18 protein-coding genes are annotated in these 19,794 nt (G+C 61.9%); 9 read left to right on the top strand and 9 right to left on the bottom strand.

Annotated elements, in window-relative coordinates:
* The first annotated feature begins 60 nt into the window (after nucleotides 1-60).
* The 3 genes from AB5I78_RS18310 (at nucleotide 61) to AB5I78_RS18300 (ending at nucleotide 3,241) form a co-directional block, all read left to right on the top strand.
* On the top strand, nucleotides 61-1,281 hold the full coding sequence (locus AB5I78_RS18310; protein WP_242199283.1) for a putative DNA modification/repair radical SAM protein: 1,221 nt from the start codon (nucleotides 61-63) through the stop codon (nucleotides 1,279-1,281).
* Nucleotides 1,278-2,111 (top strand): TIGR03915 family putative DNA repair protein, encoded by an 834-nt coding sequence (locus tag AB5I78_RS18305; protein WP_369303048.1) that lies wholly within the window; start codon nucleotides 1,278-1,280, stop codon nucleotides 2,109-2,111. The genes AB5I78_RS18310 and AB5I78_RS18305 overlap by 4 nt, the downstream gene beginning before the upstream one ends.
* Before the next feature lie 236 nt (nucleotides 2,112-2,347).
* Nucleotides 2,348-3,241: a GNAT family acetyltransferase gene (locus AB5I78_RS18300; RefSeq protein ID WP_369303047.1), complete on the top strand. Its 894-nt coding sequence runs from the start codon at nucleotides 2,348-2,350 to the stop codon at nucleotides 3,239-3,241.
* Nucleotides 3,242-3,379: 138 nt separating this feature from the next.
* Here AB5I78_RS18300 and AB5I78_RS18295 read toward each other — a convergent pair whose 3' ends face one another.
* The 5 genes from AB5I78_RS18295 to AB5I78_RS18275 all read right to left on the bottom strand — a co-directional run bounded on the left by AB5I78_RS18295 (nucleotide 3,380) and on the right by AB5I78_RS18275 (nucleotide 9,576).
* Nucleotides 3,380-4,399 (bottom strand): branched-chain amino acid aminotransferase, encoded by a 1,020-nt coding sequence (locus tag AB5I78_RS18295; RefSeq protein ID WP_145163725.1) that lies wholly within the window; start codon nucleotides 4,397-4,399, stop codon nucleotides 3,380-3,382.
* A 225-nt stretch (nucleotides 4,400-4,624) separates the two neighbouring features.
* Nucleotides 4,625-6,004 (bottom strand): dihydrolipoyl dehydrogenase, encoded by a 1,380-nt coding sequence (gene lpdA / locus AB5I78_RS18290; RefSeq protein WP_369303046.1) that lies wholly within the window; start codon nucleotides 6,002-6,004, stop codon nucleotides 4,625-4,627.
* A 3-nt stretch (nucleotides 6,005-6,007) separates the two neighbouring features.
* Nucleotides 6,008-7,279 carry a dihydrolipoamide acetyltransferase family protein gene (locus AB5I78_RS18285; protein WP_369303045.1) on the bottom strand — a complete coding sequence of 424 codons (1,272 nt, stop codon included), beginning with the start codon at nucleotides 7,277-7,279 and terminating at the stop codon, nucleotides 6,008-6,010.
* On the bottom strand, nucleotides 7,280-8,338 hold the full coding sequence (locus AB5I78_RS18280) for an alpha-ketoacid dehydrogenase subunit beta (RefSeq protein WP_016974130.1): 1,059 nt from the start codon (nucleotides 8,336-8,338) through the stop codon (nucleotides 7,280-7,282).
* Between the two features lie 2 nt (nucleotides 8,339-8,340).
* The gene (locus tag AB5I78_RS18275; RefSeq protein WP_369303044.1) at nucleotides 8,341-9,576 is read right to left on the bottom strand and encodes a 3-methyl-2-oxobutanoate dehydrogenase (2-methylpropanoyl-transferring) subunit alpha; all 1,236 of its coding nucleotides are present in this window, start codon (nucleotides 9,574-9,576) and stop codon (nucleotides 8,341-8,343) included.
* Nucleotides 9,577-9,771: 195 nt separating this feature from the next.
* On the opposite strand from AB5I78_RS18275, the gene bkdR reads away from it, so the two are divergent.
* The gene (gene bkdR, locus AB5I78_RS18270) at nucleotides 9,772-10,260 is read left to right on the top strand and encodes a Bkd operon transcriptional regulator BkdR (RefSeq protein ID WP_106578875.1); all 489 of its coding nucleotides are present in this window, start codon (nucleotides 9,772-9,774) and stop codon (nucleotides 10,258-10,260) included.
* A 127-nt stretch (nucleotides 10,261-10,387) separates the two neighbouring features.
* On the opposite strand, the gene AB5I78_RS18265 is transcribed toward bkdR, so the two are convergent.
* Nucleotides 10,388-11,251, bottom strand: a complete 864-nt coding sequence (locus tag AB5I78_RS18265) for an MBL fold metallo-hydrolase (protein WP_369303043.1) — start codon at nucleotides 11,249-11,251, stop codon at nucleotides 10,388-10,390.
* A gap of 97 nt (nucleotides 11,252-11,348) precedes the next feature.
* On the opposite strand from AB5I78_RS18265, the gene AB5I78_RS18260 reads away from it, so the two are divergent.
* From AB5I78_RS18260 to AB5I78_RS18240, 5 genes are all read left to right on the top strand, one after another.
* Entirely contained in the window at nucleotides 11,349-11,684 is a 336-nt protein-coding gene (locus tag AB5I78_RS18260) for a helix-turn-helix transcriptional regulator (RefSeq protein ID WP_016974127.1), read from the top strand.
* Between the two features lie 50 nt (nucleotides 11,685-11,734).
* The gene (locus tag AB5I78_RS18255) at nucleotides 11,735-12,979 is read left to right on the top strand and encodes an FAD-dependent oxidoreductase (RefSeq protein WP_369303042.1); all 1,245 of its coding nucleotides are present in this window, start codon (nucleotides 11,735-11,737) and stop codon (nucleotides 12,977-12,979) included.
* Nucleotides 12,980-13,786, top strand: a complete 807-nt coding sequence (locus AB5I78_RS18250; RefSeq protein WP_369303041.1) for a sulfite exporter TauE/SafE family protein — start codon at nucleotides 12,980-12,982, stop codon at nucleotides 13,784-13,786.
* Nucleotides 13,787-14,119: 333 nt separating this feature from the next.
* On the top strand, nucleotides 14,120-15,766 hold the full coding sequence (locus AB5I78_RS18245; protein WP_145163740.1) for an MFS transporter: 1,647 nt from the start codon (nucleotides 14,120-14,122) through the stop codon (nucleotides 15,764-15,766).
* Entirely contained in the window at nucleotides 15,763-16,908 is a 1,146-nt protein-coding gene (locus tag AB5I78_RS18240) for an HlyD family secretion protein (RefSeq protein WP_369303040.1), read from the top strand. The genes AB5I78_RS18245 and AB5I78_RS18240 overlap by 4 nt, the downstream gene beginning before the upstream one ends.
* 66 nt (nucleotides 16,909-16,974) lie before the next feature.
* Here AB5I78_RS18240 and AB5I78_RS18235 read toward each other — a convergent pair whose 3' ends face one another.
* From AB5I78_RS18235 to AB5I78_RS18225, 3 genes are all read right to left on the bottom strand, one after another.
* A complete protein-coding gene (locus tag AB5I78_RS18235; RefSeq protein WP_369303039.1) occupies nucleotides 16,975-17,880 on the bottom strand; it encodes an aldose 1-epimerase in 906 nt (301 codons plus the stop codon).
* Nucleotides 17,881-17,976: 96 nt separating this feature from the next.
* Complete coding sequence (locus tag AB5I78_RS18230) at nucleotides 17,977-19,257, bottom strand: TRAP transporter large permease (protein WP_145163744.1); 1,281 nt, start codon at nucleotides 19,255-19,257, stop codon at nucleotides 17,977-17,979.
* 1 nt (nucleotide 19,258) lies between these two features.
* Nucleotides 19,259-19,786, bottom strand: a complete 528-nt coding sequence (locus tag AB5I78_RS18225) for a TRAP transporter small permease (protein ID WP_262206073.1) — start codon at nucleotides 19,784-19,786, stop codon at nucleotides 19,259-19,261.
* Nucleotides 19,787-19,794: the final 8 nt, after the last annotated feature.

Below are 19,794 nucleotides of genomic sequence, written 5' to 3'. Positions count from 1 at the left end.
GCACTGGCGCCAAGGTTGAGCTACTGGTACTGTACAAAAAACCAGTATCGGTAGCTCTCCATGCAGTTGATCGAAAAACTCAGTATCCTCGCCGACGCCGCCAAGTACGACGCTTCCTGCGCCAGCAGTGGCGCGCCCAAGCGCAGTTCCGAGGGCAAGGCCGGGCTGGGTTCCACCGACGGCATGGGCATCTGCCACAGTTACACCCCGGACGGCCGTTGCGTGTCGTTGCTCAAGGTGTTGCTGACCAATTTCTGTCTTTACGACTGCCAATACTGCGTCAACCGCCGCTCCAGCGACGTGCCCCGTGCGCGTTTCAGCCCGGAGGAGGTGGTCACCCTGACCCTGGATTTCTACCGGCGCAATTGCGTCAGCGGGCTGTTTCTCAGTTCCGGCATCATTCGCTCGGCCGACTACACCATGGAGCAACTGGTCAGGGTCGCCAAGCTGTTGCGCGAAGAGCATGACTTTCGCGGCTATATTCACCTCAAGACCATTCCCGAAGCCGACCCTGCGCTGATCGCCGAGGCCGGGCGCTATGCCGATCGGCTCAGCGTGAACATCGAGTTGCCCACCGATGCCAGCCTGCAAACCCTGGCGCCGGAGAAGCAGATCGTTTCGATCAAACAGGCGATGCAAACCATCTACACCGGTGAACAAACCGTGCTTAACGAGCCGCGCGCGCCGCGTTTCGCGCCGGCCGGGCAGAGCACGCAGATGATCGTCGGCGCCGATGAAACCGACGACAGCACCATCCTGCACGGCGCCGAGGCGCTGTACGGCAACTTCAAGTTGCGCCGCGTCTATTATTCGGCGTTCAGCCCCATCCCCAACAGCCCGAAAAGCGTGCCCCTGGCCGCGCCGCCGCTGATGCGCGAGCACCGGTTGTATCAGGCAGACTTTCTGTTGCGCAGTTACGGTTTCAGCGCCAACGAACTGTTTGAAGGCCCCGGTCACCTGGCGCTGGACATCGACCCCAAGCTGGCCTGGGCGCTGGAGCATCGCGAGGTGTTTCCGCTGGACTTGAATCGCGCCGAACCCACGTTGATTGCGCGCATCCCCGGCATCGGCCTGCGCACTACTCAACGCCTGGTGGACCTGCGCCGCGAACGCAAGATCCGTTTTGAAGACTTGGCGCGCATGCGCTGCGTGCTGGCCAAGGCCAAGCCATTTTTCATCACCAGCGACTACCACCCACAACAGGCCGACACCACCAGCGTGTTGTTGCGCGAGCAACTGCGCGACCGCCCGCAGCCTCAGCAAATGGGGTTGTGGGGATGATCAGCCTGGAATGCGACAACCTGTTCAGCACCTGGCGCGAACAGGCGCGCTGGCTGCTCAGCCATCAGGTCGACCCCAGTCAGGTGAGCTGGGGCGAGGCCGAGGTGGCGGACCTGTTTGCCACTGACGAGCCGATTCCTGAGCAGCTTGGGCCGTTCCAGGCGCGAATTCCCAAGGCGCTGTTGGCGTTGTTGGAATCGGCCGCCTGCTATCACGGCGATCAGCGTTGGAGCTTGCTCTACGAAGTGCTGTGGCGTGTCAGCCATGGCGACCGTACCGCGATGCTGGCCGGGGACAAGCTGGGCAGTGAGTTGCAACGGCGGATCAAGCAGGTCAGTCGCGAAGCTCACCACCTGCACGCATTTGTGCGGTTTATCGCGCTGCCCCCGGAGGCCGGGCCGCAGTTACCGGAGTACGTGGCCTGGCATGAGCCGGCCCATGACATATTGAAATCAGCCAGTCAGCACTTCATCGGGCGCATGGGCCGCCATCGCTGGATGATCGCCACGCCGCTGGATGGGGTCTATTACGACGGTCAGGAGTTGATTCATCAACGTGAATGCCCCGAAGCCTGGCAGCAACTGGCGCAAAAGGTCGAAGACCCTCACAGCGCCATGTGGCTGACTTACTACAGCCATATCTTCAACCCGGCGCGCTTGAACCCCAAGGTGATGGAAGGGCATTTACCCAGTCGATTCTGGAAGAACCTGCCGGAGGGCAAGTTGATTCCAGGGTTGATCAGCGAGGCGCGGACGGGCAAGCAGCGCGATGGGCAGGCAAAGCTGATTGGTACCAGGCCGGGCAAGCGTATTTCCAGCGGGCACGGTTAAAAATGCGAGAGCGGGCTGGTTCCCGATAGCGGTGTGTCAGTCACCGAATGCATCGCCAGACACGCCCTTATCGGGAGCAAGCTCCCTCCCACTGTTGATTTCGTGGGCGCTGGCTTGCCGGCGATAGCCGTGTATCAGTGCCAACTGTATTAACAGATAGATCGCTATCGCAGGCAAGCCAGCTCCCACATTAGTATGGCGGTGCTAATGAAATCTGTTTTCAGCCAGGAGCAATCATGTCTACCGCCGTTCGTCTCGCCCAGGCAGCCGATGCCGAGGGGATCAGCCAGGTCATCCTGGCGGCCTTACACAGCAGCAATGCGCGGGATTACCCGGCGGATGTGATCGCTCGCGTGGCGAGCAATTTTACCCCTGACGCCGTGCTGGCCTTGCTCCAGCGTCGGGTTGTGCTGGTGGCGGTGCAGGGGCAGGTGATCGTCGCCACTGCGGCGCTGGATGCCAATGTGGTGCGCTCGGTATTCGTCAACCCGGCGTTGCAGGGGCAGGGCATTGGCCGGTTGCTGATGATTGAGATCGAACTGCGTGCGCGAGAGGCCGGGGTGACGGTCTTGAGCGTGCCGTCTTCGCTGACCGCCGAGCCGTTCTACACCAAGATTGGTTTTCACACCGTGCGCGACGTCTACCACGGTAACGAGCGCACGCTGGTGATGGAGAAAGCATTGTTATCCCGCCACCCCATCGGGCCGTATCGCGACCGTCAGCACCGTGCGCAAGTGGTGGCTTTGTGGCAGCAGGCGTTCGGGTACGACACCGCGCACAACCTGCCGACGTTGGCGATTGATAAGAAGCTGGCGGTCAACGATGGGTTGTTTTTTGTGGCCACGGATAAAAAGGCTGTGATCGGCAGCATTCTCGCCGGTTACGACGGGCATCGTGGTTGGCTGTATTCGGTGGCGGTACACAGCGATTATCGCCGGCAGGGCCTGGGGGCTTCGTTGGTACGGTATGCCGAACAGGCGCTGACTGCACTGGGGTGCATGAAGATCAATTTGCAGATTACGGGCGGCAATGATGCGGTGGTGGGGTTTTATGAGGCGCTGGGGTATGGGGTGGAGCCGAGGATCAGTATGGGCAAGAAGGTCGCCGTGAATATCCCGCCGCAATCCTGAAAACACCGTAACGCAAATGTGGGAGCGGGCTTGCCCGCGATGACGGTCTATCAGTCAACTTGTTCAGTCACTGATAAACCGCCATCGCAGGCAAGCCAGCTCCCACATGGGTTTTGTGGTGTTGCTGGCTTTTTGGGCTTAGACCTTGACGATCCAGCCTTCTGGCGCCTCGACGTCGCCGGTTTGCACGCCGGTCAGCTCTTTGTAGAGCTGCTGGGTGATCGGGCCGACTTCGGTTTCGCTGTGGAACACGTGCAGCTTGCCATTGTACTGGATGCCGCCGATCGGCGAGATCACGGCGGCTGTGCCGCAGGCCCCGGCTTCCTTGAACTGATCCAGTTTGTCGATGAACACTTCGCCCTCAACCACTTTCAGGCCCAGGCGCGACTGAGCCAGCTCGATCAGCGACAGGCGGGTGATGCCTGGCAGCACCGAAGGCGATTTCGGCGTGATGAACTGGTTGTCGTGGGTGATGCCGAAGAAGTTGGCCGAGCCGACTTCTTCGATCTTCGAGTGGGTCATCGGGTCCAGGTAGATCGCATCGGCGAAACCGGATTTTTTCGCTTCGGCACCCGGCATCAGGCTGGCAGCGTAGTTGCCACCTACTTTGGCGGCGCCGGTGCCTTGTGGGGCGGCGCGGTCGAAAGTGGAGATTTGGAAGTTGTGCGGCACCAGGCCGCCTTTGAAGTAGGCGCCGACCGGGATCGCGAAGACCGAGAAGATGAACTCCGGCGCGGTACGCACGCCGATGTTGTCACCGGTACCGATCACGAACGGGCGCAGGTACAGCGCGCCGCCGCTGCCGTACGGCGGGATGAACCGCTCGTTGGCCTTGACCACTTGTTTGCACGCTTCGATGAAGTCTTCGGTCGACACGTGCGGCATCAGCAGGCGTGCACAGCTGCGCTGCATGCGCGCGGCGTTCTGGTCAGGGCGGAACAGGTTGATCGAACCGTCCTTGCAACGATAGGCCTTGAGGCCTTCAAAGCATTGCTGGCCATAGTGCAGGGCGGTGGAGCCCTCGCTGATGTGCAGCACGTTGTCGTCGGTCAGGGTGCCTTCTTGCCATTCGCCGTTTTTCCAGACCTGGAGAAACCGCTTGTCGGTCTTGATGTAGTCAAAACCCAGCTTGTCCCAATTGATGCTTTCGTTACCCATGACACCCTCTATCTCTGGTCAACCGCCTGGTCGAAGGCAGGCTTGTCGGTTTTTTTCTGGATGGGCGCAACAATACTGCATTATTGGCCGGTGTGGGAGCAGGTGGGTGGGCCGTTCAGCATGTGTGTGGGCTGATCCACCGTTATCGCAGGCAAGCCAGCTCCCACATTTGGAATGCATTCCCCTGTGGGAGCCGGGCTTGCCCGCGATAGCCTCACCGCGGATTTACAGGTGCAGCGCGTGGCCCAAGGCTCTTAAAGCCGCCTCTTGTACAGCTTCGCCGAGCGTCGGGTGAGCATGGATGGTGCCGGCCACATCTTCCAGACGCGCGCCCATTTCCAGGCTCAGGCCGAAGGCGGTGGACAGCTCGGAGACGCCCACGCCTACTGCCTGCCAGCCCACAATCAGGTGGTTGTCACGCCGCGCGACCACACGCACAAAGCCGGTTTTCGACTCCAGCGTCATCGCCCGGCCATTGGCCGCAAACGGGAAGCTCGACACGATGCAGTCCAGGCCCGCGGCCTTGGCTTCGTCCGGGGTCTTGCCGACCACCACCAGTTCCGGGTCGGTAAAGCACACGGCCGGGATCGCAGCCGGGTTGAATTCGCGGGATTTACCGCTGATCAGTTCGGCCACCATCTCGCCCTGAGCCATGGCGCGGTGGGCCAGCATCGGCTCGCCGCTCAGGTCGCCGATCGCCCAGACATTGCGCATGCTGGTCTGGCAACGGCTGTCGATCCTGATTGCCGAACCGTTCATGTCCAGGTTCAGCGCTTCCAGGTTCCAGCCCTGGGTATTGGGTTTGCGACCCACAGCCACCAGCACCTGATCGGTCTCCAGCGACAAGGTGTCGCCATTTGGATCGCGCACTTGCAGGCACTGGTTCTCAAAACCGGTGACGCTGTGCTTGAGGTACAGCTTCACGCCCTGTTGCTTGAGGGATTCGGCCACTGGCAATGTCAGCTCGGCGTCATAGGCAGGCAGGATATGTTCCTGCGCCTCGACCACACTGACCTCGGCGCCAAGCTTGCGGTAGGCAATGCCCAGCTCCAGACCGATATAGCCGCCGCCCACCACAATCAGGCGCTTGGGCACATGCGTGGGCGCCAGGGCTTCGGTGGAGGAGATGATCGGCCCGCCAATCGGCAGCATCGGCAGGTTGACGCTCTTCGAGCCGGTGGCCAGCAGCAGGTGTTCGCAGTGGATACGCTGGTCACCGACGTCAATGGTCTTGCCATCGACCACCTTCGCCCAGCCGTGAATCACCTGCACTTTGTGCTTTTTCAGCAGCGCGGCGACGCCCGTGGTCAGGCGATCGACAATGCCGTCTTTCCATTCCACGCTCTTGCGGATATCCAGCGTCGGCACGTCGACTTCGATGCCCAACTGCGAACCCTGGCTGTGGTGCACGGTTTGCTGAAATTGCTCAGCCACGTGAATCAAGGCTTTGGACGGAATGCAGCCGATGTTCAGGCAAGTGCCGCCCAACGCCTGGCCTTCGACCAGAATGGTCGGGATGCCCAACTGGCCAGCGCGAATCGCCGCCACGTAGCCGCCAGGGCCACCACCGATGATCAGCAGCGTGGTGTGTAATGTCTGGGACATGCCTTACTCCAAAAACAGGCTGGCGGGTTGTTCGAGCAGGCTGCGAATGGCCTGGATGAATTGCGCCGCGTCCATGCCGTCGACCACGCGGTGATCAAAGGAGCTGGAGAGGTTCATCATCTTGCGAATCACGATCTGGCCCTTGATCACCATCGGCCGCTCGACGATGCGGTTGACGCCGACGATGGCCACTTCCGGCAGGTTCAGCACCGGCGTGCTGACGATACCGCCCAGCGCGCCCAGGCTGGTCAGGGTGATCGTCGAACCCGACAGCTCGTCACGACTGGCCTTGCCATTGCGTGCGGCGGTGGCCAAACGCGCGATTTCCTCGGCATTGCCCCACAGGCTGCGCGCTTCGGCGTGACGCACCACTGGCACCATCAGGCCGACGTCGCTCTGGGTGGCGACGCCCACATGCACCGCGCCAAGGCGGGTGATGACTTGGGCTTCGTCGTCATACCGCGCGTTGATCTGCGGAAAATCGCGCAACGCCACGACCATGGCGCGCACGATAAACGGCAACAGGGTCAGCTTGCCGCGCGTGGCACCGTGCTTCTCGTTGAGGTGCACGCGCAACTCGTCGAGGGCGGTGACGTCGATTTCTTCTACATAGCTGAAATGCGCGGCGCGCCGGGTGGCGTCTTGCATGCGCTGAGCAATCTTGCGGCGCATGCCGATCACCGGGATTTGTTCTTCGTCGGTGCGTTCGGCGTAGGGGTTGGCAACGGCTTTATTTTGCGCCGGACGCTGGAGCAAGAAAGCCTCCAAATCTTCGTGCAGAATCCGGCCCGCCGGACCAGAGCCCTGTACCAGGCGTAGCTGGATGCCAGCATCCAGGGCATGTTTGCGCACGGCAGGCGAGGCCAATGGGCGTTCGTCAGCTTCACGGGCCACGTGTGCTTGAGCCGCAACCACGGGCGCAGGCTTGCTTGGCGCTGGCGCGGGTTTGGCTTCAGCAACCGGCGCAGGTGCGGGTGCAGGTGCAGCGTTTGCCGGTGCAGCCACCGCCGGTACATCCTTGGCGTTACCCGCGCCTTCCACTTCAATGCTGATCAAGATACTGCCCACGGCCATGACTTCACCCGGCTCGCCGCCGAGGGAAATCACCTTGCCGTGCACCGGCGAGGGAATGTCCACCATCGCCTTATCGGTCATCACATCCGCCAGCACCTGGTCTTCAACCACCAGGTCGCCGACTTTCACGTGCCATACCGACAGTTCAACTTCTGCGATGCCTTCGCCAATGTCCGGCATCTTGATAACGTGCGTGCCCATTCAGACCTCCATGACCCGTTTCAACGCCGCGCCCACGCGGGACGGCCCTGGGAAATACGCCCACTCCTGCGCGTGCGGGTAGGGGGTGTCCCAGCCGGTGACGCGTTCGATCGGCGCTTCCAGGTGATGGAAGCAATGCTCTTGCACCAGCGACACCAGCTCGGCACCAAAACCGCAGGTGCGGGTGGCTTCGTGCACCACCACGCAACGGCCGGTCTTTTTCACCGACTTGACGATGGTTTCCAAATCCAGCGGCCACAGGCTGCGCAGGTCGATAACCTCAGCATCGATGCCGGTTTCTTCGGCAGCCACTTGCGACACATACACGGTGGTGCCGTAGGTCAGCACGGTGACGGCCGAGCCTGGACGCACGATGGCGGCCACGTCCAGTGGCACGGTGTAGTAACCGTCCGGGACTTGCGCTTGCGGGTGTTTCGACCACGGGGTTACCGGGCGGTCGTGGTGGCCGTCGAACGGGCCGTTGTACAGGCGTTTGGGCTCAAGGAAGATCACCGGGTCGTCGTTTTCGATTGAGGCAATCAGCAGGCCTTTGGCGTCATACGGGTTGGACGGCATCACCGTGCGCAGGCCGCAGACCTGGGTGAACACCGCTTCGATACTTTGGCTGTGGGTCTGGCCGCCATAGATGCCACCGCCGCAGGGCATGCGCATGGTCAGCGGCGCAGTGAACTGGCCGGCCGAGCGATAACGCAGGCGTGCAGCTTCGGAGATGATCTGGTCGGTCGCGGGGTAGACGTAGTCGGCGAACTGGATTTCTGCCACCGGGCGCAGCCCGTAGGCCCCCATGCCCACCGCCACACCGACGATGCCGCTTTCGGAGATCGGCGCGTCGAATACCCGCGAACTGCCGTACTTGTTCTGCAGACCTTCGGTGCAGCGGAACACGCCGCCGAAGTAACCGACGTCCTGGCCGAACACCACCACGTTATCGTCACGCTCAAGCATCACATCCATGGCCGAGCGCAAGGCCTGGATCATGGTCATGGTGGTGGTGGTCATGGCGGTTTCCACTTCGATACTGTTGTTGTGATCGTTCATGGTCAGATCCCCAACTCTTGACGCTGGCGCTTCAAGTGCTCCGGCATCTCTTTATAAACGTCTTCGAACATGGTCGCGGCGCTTGGAATCTGGCCACCGGCCAGGGTGCCGTACTGTTCGGCTTCTTTTTGCGCCTTGACCACTTCGGCCTCAAGTTCGGCACTGACCGCCGCGTGTTCCTCTTCGGACCACTGGCCAATCTTGATCAAGTGCTGTTTGAGGCGGGCAATCGGGTCGCCCAGCGGGAAGTGGCTCCAGTCGTCGGCGGGACGGTATTTGGACGGATCATCGGAGGTCGAGTGCGGGCCGGCGCGGTAGGTGACCCACTCGATCAGCGTTGGCCCCAGGTTGCGGCGCGCACGCTCGGCCGCCCAGGCAGAGGCGGCGTACACCGCGATAAAGTCGTTGCCGTCCACGCGCAGGGAGGCGATACCGCAACCGACGCCGCGTCCGGCGAAGGTGGTGGCTTCACCGCCAGCGATGGCCTGGAAGGTGGAGATGGCCCACTGGTTGTTGACCACGTTGAGAATCACCGGCGCACGGTAGACGTGGGCAAAGGTGAGGGCGGTGTGGAAGTCGGATTCGGCGGTGGCGCCGTCGCCGATCCAGGCCGAGGCAATTTTGGTGTCGCCCTTGATCGCCGAGGCCATGCCCCAGCCCACACCTTGTACGAATTGGGTGGCGAGGTTGCCGGAAATAGTGAAAAAGCCTGCGTCCTTGACCGAGTACATGATGGGCAACTGGCGGCCCTTGAGCGGGTCGCGCTCGTTGGACAGCAGTTGGCAGATCAGGTCCACCAGCGGCACTTCGCGCGCCATCAGGATGCTTTGCTGGCGATAGGTGGGGAAGCACATGTCGTCGATGTTCAAGGCCAGGGCCTGAGCGCTGCCGATGGCTTCTTCGCCAAGGCTTTGCATGTAGAACGACATTTTTTTCTGGCGCTGGGCGACCACCATGCGGTTGTCGAAGATCCGCGTCTTGAGCATGGCGCGCATGCCTTTGCGCAGGATCTCGACGGGAATGCCTTCGGCCCACGGGCCAAGGGCCTGGCCCTGGTCGTCGAGTACGCGAATCAGGCCCTTGGCCAGGTCGGCGGTGTCGGCGGGTTCTACGTCGATGGCGGGTTTGCGCACCAGGCCGGCGTCGGTCAGACGCAGGTAGGTAAAGTCGGTCTTGCAGCCTGGGCGGCCCGAGGGTTCGGGCACGTGCAGACGCAGTGGTTCGTACTGCTGGGTCATGGCTTTCTACGCTCTATCTTGTGAATTTCTTGTAGTGGGCGCGCTAGCTGACAGTCCGTCTCCGGGTAGGAGAAATCTTGTCCTACAACAATCATAGGCTTGGCGTAGAAGAATATTTATCTCTGTTTCGTTGCGCTCGTGATCATTTGCGGATAAAAAAACTGCATAAACATAATAAACAGGTGATTTTGTCTCATGCGCAAACTGGACCGTACCGATATCGGCATTCTCAATGCCCTGCAGGAGAACGCGCGCATCACGAACGCCGACCTGGCCCGCTCGGTCAACCTGTCACCCACACCGTGTTTCAACCGGGTCAAGGCGATGGAAGAGCTGGGGTTGATTCGTGACCAGGTCACGCTGCTGGATGCCGATTTGCTTGGGCTGCACGTCAACGTGTTTATTCATGTGAGCCTGGAAAAGCAGAACGAGCTGGCGCTGCAGCAGTTCGAAGGCGCGATCTCGGACCGCCCGGAAGTGATGGAGTGTTACCTGATGGCCGGCGACCCGGACTACCTGATCCGCGTGCTGGTGCCGACGATCCAGTCGCTGGAGCGCTTCATGATGGACTTTCTGACCAAAGTGCCCGGCGTCGCGAATATCCGCTCAAGCTTTGCGCTCAAGCAAGTGCGCTACAAGACCGCGCTGCCCCTGCCGGCCAACGGCATCAGCCTGGGCACATAACCTCAGCCACGCCGCTGTAAAAGTGTGGGAGCTGGCTTGCCTGCGATAGCGGTGGGTCAGCTGACAAATGTGTGTCAGAAATACCGCCATCGCAGGCAAGCCAGCTCCCACAGGGGGTTCGGCGTCCTTACAGTTGGTTGAGTGGGATCTTCAGATAAACCACCCCATTCTCTTCGGCCGGCGGCATATGCCCCGCCCGCACATTCACCTGGATCGCCGGCAGCAACAACGTCGGCATGCCCAACCCCGCATCACGTTTCGTACGCATCGCTACAAACGCCGCCTCATCCACCCCGTCATGCACATGAATATTGCCCGCGCGCTGCTCGGCCACCGTAGTCAGGCATTTCGCCTGCCGCCCCTCAGGCGGGTAGTCATGACAGACGTACAACTGGGTTTCAGGTGCAAATGCCAAGAGCTTGCGCATCGACCCATACAACTGCCGCGCATCGCCACCCGGGAAATCGCAGCGCGCCGTACCCACATCGGGCATGAACAGCGTGTCACCCACCAGAATCAAGCGGTCGTCTATCAGGTAGGCCATGTCCGCCGGGGTATGCCCGGGCACATGCAGCGCCTGCGCTTTCAGGTTGCCGATATGAAAGACCTCATCCGGCGCAAACAAATGGTCGAACTGCGAGCCATCGACGCGAAATTCCGGTTCCAGGTTGAACAAGTTCTTGAACACATCCTGGACCTTGCTGATCGACTGACCAATGGCGATCTTGCCGCCCAGCGTACGGCGCAGGTACGGCGCGGCAGACAGGTGATCGGCATGCGCATGGGTTTCCAGCAGCCATTGCACCTGCAGGCCGTGCTCACGCACAAACGCGATGACTTTGTCGGCCTGGGCCGTGTCGGTACGCCCGGAGGCCGGGTCGTAATTGAGCACCGAGTCGACGATGGCACATGGGCCGCCGTCCGCTTCATAGATGACGTAGGTGAAGGTCGACGATGCCTCGTCCAGAAAAGCGTGAATCAACGCTGGCATGGCGGCTGTCCCTGTTGAGGAAGAAAAAAGTCGTTACAATCAGTTTACGTTTACACATAATGTTTTGAGCTTAAGTGACGTAAAGGACCCGAAGCAAATGGAATCTACTCTGAGTGAGGGCGAAGTCGCCCAGTTGCGCGCATCGGCGTCCAAGGCCTGCTCCTTGCTCAAGGCGTTGGCCAACGAGGACCGTTTGTTGATCCTGTGCCAGTTGACCCAGGGCGAGCGCAACGTGGGTGAACTGGAAGCGCTGACCGGCGTGCGCCAGCCCACGCTGTCTCAACAATTGGGCATCCTGCGTGACGAAGGGTTGGTCGCCACCCGTCGGGAAGGCAAATACATTTTCTACGGGCTGGCCAGCCATGAAGTGATTCAAGTGATGAAAACCCTGTCCGGGCTGTACTGCGGCGCGGTCATGAAAAGCTGGGCGTGACGCCATCCGGCAGCGACCCTTGTGTGCATGTAAAAGAAAGGCGATTGACCATGAATGACCAACACTGTGGCCCTACCATCAGTGGCGATATCGTAGTCATCGGCGGCGGTTCAGCGGGCATCGGCCTGCTGGCCAGCCTGCTCAAACGTGACCCGCACCTGAACATCACCCTGATCGAACCGAGCGAATATCACTGCTACCAGCCGGCCTGGACCCTGGTCGGCGGCGGCGCCTACGACGTCAAAAAGACCCGGCGCCCACTCGCCGACGTACTGCCCAATGGCGTCACCTGGGTGCAGGCCGCGGTCACCGAACTGCTGCCCGAGGCGCAGACCCTGGTGCTCGACAGCGGCCAGCGCGTCACCTGGAACAACCTGATCGTGTGCCCCGGCCTGCGCCTGGCCTGGGAAAAGGTCGAAGGCCTGCAAGACACCTTGGGCCAAAACGGCGTGACCTCCAATTACAGCTACGAGCACGCCGCCTACACCTGGCAGCTGGTGCAACAGCTCAAGGGCGGCAAGGCGATCTTTACCCAGCCGGCCATGCCGATCAAATGCGCAGGGGCGCCGCAAAAGGCGATGTATCTGTCTTGCGATCACTGGCTTAAACAAGGCCACCTGAAAAACATCGACGTCGAATTCGATCTCGCGGGCGCCGCGCTGTTTGGCGTCGCGACCTTTGTGCCGCCGTTGATGAAATACGTCGAAAAATACCATGCGCGCCTGGCGTTCAATTCCAACCTGGTCAAGGTCGATGGCCCGGCGCGCAAGGCCTGGTTTGAGGTGAAAGACGCGGCGGGCACGCTCACGGTTGAAGAGAAATCCTTCGACCTGCTGCACGTGGTCCCGCCGCAAGTCTCCCCGGACTTTATCCGCCAAAGCCCGCTGGCCGACGCCGGCGGCTGGTGCGAAGTGAACCCCCACAGCCTGCAACACCTGCGTTACCCACACGTCTTTGGCCTGGGCGATGTGTGCGGCACTACCAATGCCAAGACCGCCGCCGCTGTGCGCAAGCAGATCGTGGTGGTCGCTGAAAACCTGCTGGCCCTGCGCAAACAGGCGCCGCTGCCGCTCAAGTACGACGGCTATGGTTCCTGCCCACTGACGGTGGAGAAGGGCAAGGTGGTGCTGGCCGAGTTCGGCTACGGCGGCAAGCTGCTGCCGACCTTCCCACTGGACCCGACCCGGGCGCGCCGTTCGATGTGGTTTCTCAAGGCCACGCTGCTGCCGTGGTTCTACTGGAACGGCATGCTCAAGGGCCGCGAGTGGCTGACCCGTCTGAGCAAGGTGGATTAAATGCTGCTGGCAAGCGTGTTGGGCATGTTGATGGGCCTGGTCATGGGCCTCACGGGCGCGGGCGGCGGCATCCTTGGGGTGCCGGCGCTGGTATTGGGGTTGGGCTTGACGATGACCCAGGCGGCGCCGGTGTCATTGCTCGCGGTGGGCGCGGCGGCGGCGGTCGGCGCAATCGACGGCTTGCGCCATGGTCTGGTGCGTTACCGCGCGGCCTTATTGATCGCGTTGCTCGGCGCAGTGTTTTCGCCCCTGGGTGTATTTTTCGCCCATCAACTGCCGGAGCCCGTGCTGATGGGGCTGTTCAGCGCATTGATGGTGCTGGTGGCCTGGCGCATGTTGCAGCGCGAAAAGGTCGAGGCCGGGCCAAGTGACCATGGCGCCGCGTCGTGGGGCCAGAAGAACTGCATGCTTGATCAGCAGACCGGGCGCTTGGCCTGGACGGCCAAGTGCAGCGCCACGTTGGCCGCGCTGGGTGCGGTGACCGGTGCCGTGTCGGGTTTGCTTGGCGTGGGTGGCGGCTTTCTGATCGTGCCGGCGTTCAAGCAGCTCACCGATGTGCAAATGCGCGGCATCGTCGCCACCTCGTTGATGGTGATCAGCCTGATCTCGTTGATTGGCGTCGCGGGTGCGTTTCATGCCGGGGTGAGCATCGAGCCTGTGGGCTGGGGGTTTATCGGCGCGAGCATCGTGGGCATGCTGATTGGGCGGCGCCTGTGTTCGGTGATCAAGGCGCGCACCCTGCAAGTCGGCTTTGCCAGCCTGTGTGTGGTAGTGGCCGCCGGCATGCTGCTCAAGGCCGCGCTCTGACCTGAAGTTGAAACTGTCCAGAGACGCCACAATCCTGCGTGGCGAGCGGGCTTGCCCCGCGTTGGGCTGCGCAGCAGCCCCAGAAAGTCACCCCAGTTCTCAAAAGAATCGCGTCGTCAGCATCAAGGGCCGCTTCGCGCCCCTACGCGGGGCAAGCCCGCTCGCCACGACAAGCCCGCTCGCCACGACAAGCCTGCTTCCCACCGTTTTTGAGCGTGCCCGTTCAAGCGTTCAATTGCTGCCCTGACATGGCAAGATGCACGTCTCTCAGGTTTACTACTCCCTGAGTAATGGATTCACCGACCTTGCACGTCGGCTTATCAAGGCCACCGAATGGACAAATACACCCCCCACACCTGGCAGCCCCACGAGCGACCGAGCCTGCCCGGCTCGCCGTCGACGCCGCTGCACTCCACGCCCAAGCGTTGGCTGTTCGCGATGGTCGGCGTGCTGGTGGCAATCACTGGTGGGTTGGGCAACGCGCTGGTGATCGCCAACCTGCAATACCTGCAAGGCGCCTTGGGCGCGACCACCGCCGAAATGGCCTGGCTGCCCGCCGCCTATGTGATGACCAACGTGTGCATGAACCTGCTGCTGGTGAAGTTTCGCCAGCAGTTCGGCCTGCGCGCGTTTACCGAGGTGTTTCTGGTGCTGTATGCGCTGGTCACCTTTGGCCACTTGTTCGTCAACGACCTCAGCTCCGCCATCGCGGTGCGGGCGGCCCACGGTATGGTGGGCGCGGCGCTGAGTTCGCTGGGTTTGTACTACATGATCCAGGCGTTCCCGGCCAAGTGGCGCATGAAAGCCCTGGTGCTCGGCCTGGGCACCGCGCAGCTGGCACTGCCGCTGGCGCGGTTGTTCTCTGAAGACCTGCTGCAAATTGCCGAGTGGCGCGGGCTGTACCTGTTCGAATTGGGCATGGCGCTGATCTGCCTGGGTTGCGTCTTCCTGCTCAAACTGCCGCCGGGCGATCGCTTCAAGACCTTTGAAAAACTCGACTTCCTCACCTTCGGCATCCTCGCCACCGGCGTGGCGCTGCTGTGCGCGGTGCTGTCGCTGGGGCGTATCGACTGGTGGCTGGAAGCCCCGTGGATCGGCGTGGCGTCGGCCTGTTCCCTGGTGCTGATCATGGCCGGCCTGGCCATCGAGCATAACCGCACCAATCCGTTGCTGATGACCCGTTGGCTGGGCAGTGGGGTGATGATTCGCCTGGCCCTGGCCGTGGTATTGATTCGCATGGTGTTGTCGGAGCAATCCACTGGCGCCGTGGGCTTTATGCAAATGTTGAACATGAGCTACCAGCAGATGCACACGCTGTACGTGGTGATGCTGGCCGGGGCGATTGCCGGCCTAGTGGTCAGTGCGCTGACGATCAACCCGGCGCACCTGTTGATGCCCTTGATCATCTCCCTGGCGCTGATGGCCACCGGCTCGGTGATGGACAGCTTCTCAAGCAACCTGACCCGTCCACAGAACCTGTATATCAGCCAGTTCCTGCTAGGCTTTGGCGGCACCTTCTTTCTGGGGCCGACCATGGTACTGGGCACGCGCAACGTGCTGACCAACCCGCGCAACCTGGTGAGTTTTTCGGTGATGTTCGGCATCTGCCAGAACCTTGGCGGCCTGATAGGCGCAGCGTTGCTGGGCACTTTCCAGATCGTGCGCGAGAAGTATCACTCCAGCATGATCGTCGAACACCTGACCTTACTGGACCCGCGTGTGGCTGCGCGGGTGCAGAGCGGCGGTTCGGCGTATGGCGGTGTCATCGCCGACCCGCAATTGCGCAACCTGATGGGCATTCGCAGCCTGGCCACGGCGGCCACGCGTGAGGCGAATGTGATGGCCTACAACGATGTGTTCATGTTGATTGCGATCATCGCGATTCTCACCATGCTCTGGATCTTCATCCGCAGTCTGTGGCTGATGAGCACCACCAAGGCAGCAGCCCCTCCCGTTCAACCCAGCGGCGTTACTTCATGACCGAAACAACCACGACCACCACCAACGCCATCGCCTCCACCCCGGAAGGCACTGCTCCACCGGGAGCAACCGCAACTGAGCCACGCTCACTGCGGGTGCGCATCATCTCATCGTTGGGCTTTGCCGCGATTGCCATCGTCGGCGTGCTGATCGTGCTGTATGCCTGGCAATTGCCGCCCTTCAGCAGCGCCGTAGAGAGCACTGAAAACGCACTGGTGCGCGGCCAGGTGACGATTATCGGCCCGCAACTGAGCGGCTATGTGTATGAAGTGCCGGTGCAGGACTTCCAGTTCGTCAAGGCCGGCGACCTGCTGGTGCGCCTGGATGATCGCATCTACAAGCAGCGCCTCGACCAGGCGCTGGCGCAACTGGCGGTGCAGAAAGCCTCGTTGGCCAACGTGGTGCAGCAACGCAACAGCGCCGAAGCCACCATCAAGCTGCGCCAGGCCGCGCTGGTCGACAGCCAGGCCCAGGCGCGTAAAAGCACCGCTGACTTGCGTCGTAACGAAGAGCTGATCAGCGATGGCTCGGTGTCCAAGCGTGAACTGGACGTGACGCGCGCCGCCAATGCCCAGACCATCGCCGCCGTGGCCCAGGCCCAGGCCAGCCTGGAAATCGCCCGGCAGGACCTGCAAACCGTGATCGTCAACCGCGGTTCACTGGAGGCCGCCGTGGCGAGTGCCGACGCCGCAGTGGAGCTGGCGCGCATCGACCTGTCCAACACCCGCATCCTCGCGCCGCGTGACGGCCAGCTCGGGCAGATCGGCGTACGCCTGGGCGCCTTCGTCAACTCCGGTGCGCAGTTGATGGCATTGGTGCCGCCCCAGCTGTGGGTGATCGCCAACATGAAAGAAACCCAGATGGACAATGTGCGGGTGGGCCAGCCGGTAACCTTCACGGTGGATGCGCTGAACCACCGCAAGTTTCACGGCACGGTGCAGCATATTTCCCCGGCGACCGGCTCGGAATTCAGCCTGTTGCAGGCGGACAACGCCACTGGCAACTTTGTGAAGATCGCCCAGCGCGTGCCGGTGCGGATCACCGTTGACCCGGGTCAGGCCGAGAGCGAGCGCCTGCGTCCGGGGTTATCGGTGGTGGTGAGTATCGACACGGCGGGGCGCCTGAAAGACACCCCGCCCTGACACAGCACAGGTCACCCTGTGGACGCGGCCGCGCTCGCAAAAGCGCAGCGCCAGAAAAGCGTGTGGTTACCGACCCACCGCTTTCGCGAGCAAGCCCGCGTCCCCATGGGCACTGTATGTGAGGGTGAAGTCGAGTTGGGTCGACTGGCCTTGCTCCAATAACCTCAGCCCCGGCCTGCCGGGCAGGTGATGCGCATTCACCGGATGGCTCACCGGCTCAATGCAAAAAAATGCCAACCCCGGCGGGCAATACAGCAGGAAGTAATCCGCCCCGGTGGCCCGGCATTCCAGGGTATAGCCCAAGGCCGGCTGCTCGATCCGGCAATGGCCGTCCCACTGGCAGAACCCATTGTCCACCAGGCCTTCGGGCAGGGTGTTCAATGTGCTGAAATCCCAGTCCTGCGGCACCGGCGCCAATCCTGTGGGCAGCTTTGAGGCATCGCTCATCCACACCTGCCCAGCCTTGGCCTGCAACCGCGTGCCCGGCGTGCGCGGCAAGTAAGGGTGCAAGCCCAAGCCATGCCACGCCGCCTGTTCGGCCAGATGCGTTACGCGCAACCCAATGCTCAGCTCACCGTCGCGCAAGGCAAAGCGCTGTTCGGCGCGATAAGCGAATGGTGTGTCGCACCGCAGCGCCAGCACCACTTCATCCGCCGCCTGACTGACCACGTGCCACGCCTGTTGCCAGGCCGAACCATGAATCGGCAACGGATCGGTCAGGCTGTTGGCTGTGAGTGCCAGCCAGCCGTCGGGGTTATCGAAACCGCCTTGGGCGATCCGGTTGGACCAGGGCGCCAACGGGTAGCACCCCAACTTGCCGGGTAAACCGGTATTTACCGCGTGCTCGTCACTGTGTCGCAACAACGGCTGCCCGGTGGCGCGCACCGTCCAATTGACGATGCTGCCGCCCAGGGCCGGGGCCAGGGTGAGGTGGGTGAGTGGGTCGCTGAGCTCGATCAAGTCTGAAGGCATGGGTATCTCGCCGCATGAATGAACCAACACAGAGGTGATTTGTGGACGCTGGCAAGCCTGCGCCCACAGTTGACCACCTCGGCCTCGGAGAAAGGGTTACAGCACCAGGCCCGGCAGCCACAGCGACAGCGCCGGGATGTAGGTGACGGCCATCAGCACCAGAAACAGCACGCCATAAAACGGCAGCAGGGCCTTCACGGTTTTCTCGATACTGACCTTGCCCACCGCCGCGCCGACAAACAGCACCGCGCCCACTGGCGGGGTAATCAGGCCGATGCCCAGGTTCACCAGCATGATCATGCCGAAGTGCACCGGGTCGACGCCGATGCCCAGAATCACCGGCAGCAGGATGGGCGTGAGGATGAGGATCAGCGGCGCCATGTCCATCACGGTGCCGAGCAACAGCAGCATCATGTTGATGCACATCAGGATCACGTAGCGGTTGTCCGACAGGGTCAGGAACATCGTGGTGATCTTCGCCGGGATCTGCATCAGGGTCATGATGTAGCCGAAGCTGGCGGCGAAGGCGATCAGGATCATCACGATGGAGATGGTGCGCACCGTGCGGTGCATCAGCTTGGGCAGCTCGCGCCATTTGTAGTCGCGGTAAATGAACATGGTCACGAAAAACGCCCACAGCACGGCAATCGCGGCGGACTCGGTGGCGGTGAAAATGCCCGAGAGGATGCCGCCAAGAATGATCACCATCGCCATCAGGCCCCACAGCGCGTCGGCGCAGATTTTCAGCGCCTGCTTCAGCGGGATGACTTCACCTTTGGGGTAGTCGCGTTTCTTCGCGAAGATCAGGCACAGCACCATCAGGCACGCGCTCATCAGCAGGCCCGGGACCACGCCGGCCATGAACAGCGAAGCGATCGACACCGTGCCGCCGGCCGCCAGGGAATAGAGCACCGAGTTGTGGCTGGGCGGGGTCAGCAGCGCCTGCACCGAGCCGCTGATGGTCACTGCCGTGGCGAACTCCCTGGGGTAGCCGCGCCGTTCCATTTCCGGAATCAGCACCGAGCCGACCGAGGCGGTGTCTGCCACTGATGAGCCGGAAATGGCGCCGAAAAACGTCGAGGCCATGATGTTGACCAACGACAGGCCGCCGCGCACAAAGCCCACCAGCACGCCGGCAAACGCCACCAGCCGGCGCGACATGCCGCCTTCGGCCATGATCGCCCCGGCGAGCACGAAGAACGGAATCGCCATCAGCGAAAACTTGTTCACCCCGCCGGCCACCTGAATCATCAAGGCCTGAAACGGAATGTCGATCCACCACGCGCCGATCAGCGCCGACAGCCCCAAGGCGTAAGCGACCGGCATGCCGATCAGGATCAACGCGATAAAGCTGCCCAACAGAATCAATGCGTCCATGTCAGGCAGCCCCTTCGCTTTCTTCAACCAGGTCAAAGCGCACCACGCGCCGGTGGCTCTGGTCGCCGAGCAGGAGTTTTTCCAGCACGAACACCAGGGTCAGCAAGCCGCCAATCGGGATCGGCATATAGGTGATGCCCACGCGCAGGGTAGGGATGGCGCTCATGAACTGGTTCCAGGTGGACAGGCACAGCTTGCTGCCCCAAATCGTCATGAACAGGCAGATGGTCGCCATCAACAGTTGCGAGAGGATGCCGACGAGTTGGCGTTGGCGCGGCGGCAGGCGGTCGGTGATCATGGCCACCGACATATGCGCCCCGGCGCGGTAGCTGGCGGCGGCGCCGATAAAGGTAAACACCAGCATCAGCAGGATGGCGCTGGGCTCTGGCCAGCTTGCGCCTGTGCCGAGAATGTAGCGGGCGAAAATGCCCCAGGGGATGATCAGCGCGACGCCTAATACCGAGAGGCCGGCGACCCAGATGCAGGTCATGTAGAGGCGGTCGTTGAAGCGCAGCAGTCGATTCTTCATGGCGTTCA

Origin of the sequence: Pseudomonas sp. N2-3-1-14 (genome assembly GCF_041228395.1) — a bacterium.
In the GTDB taxonomy this organism is placed as follows: domain Bacteria; phylum Pseudomonadota; class Gammaproteobacteria; order Pseudomonadales; family Pseudomonadaceae; genus Aquipseudomonas.
The sequence above is the reverse complement of the archived record's forward strand: the minus strand, read 5'-3'. Positions and strand labels throughout refer to the sequence as shown.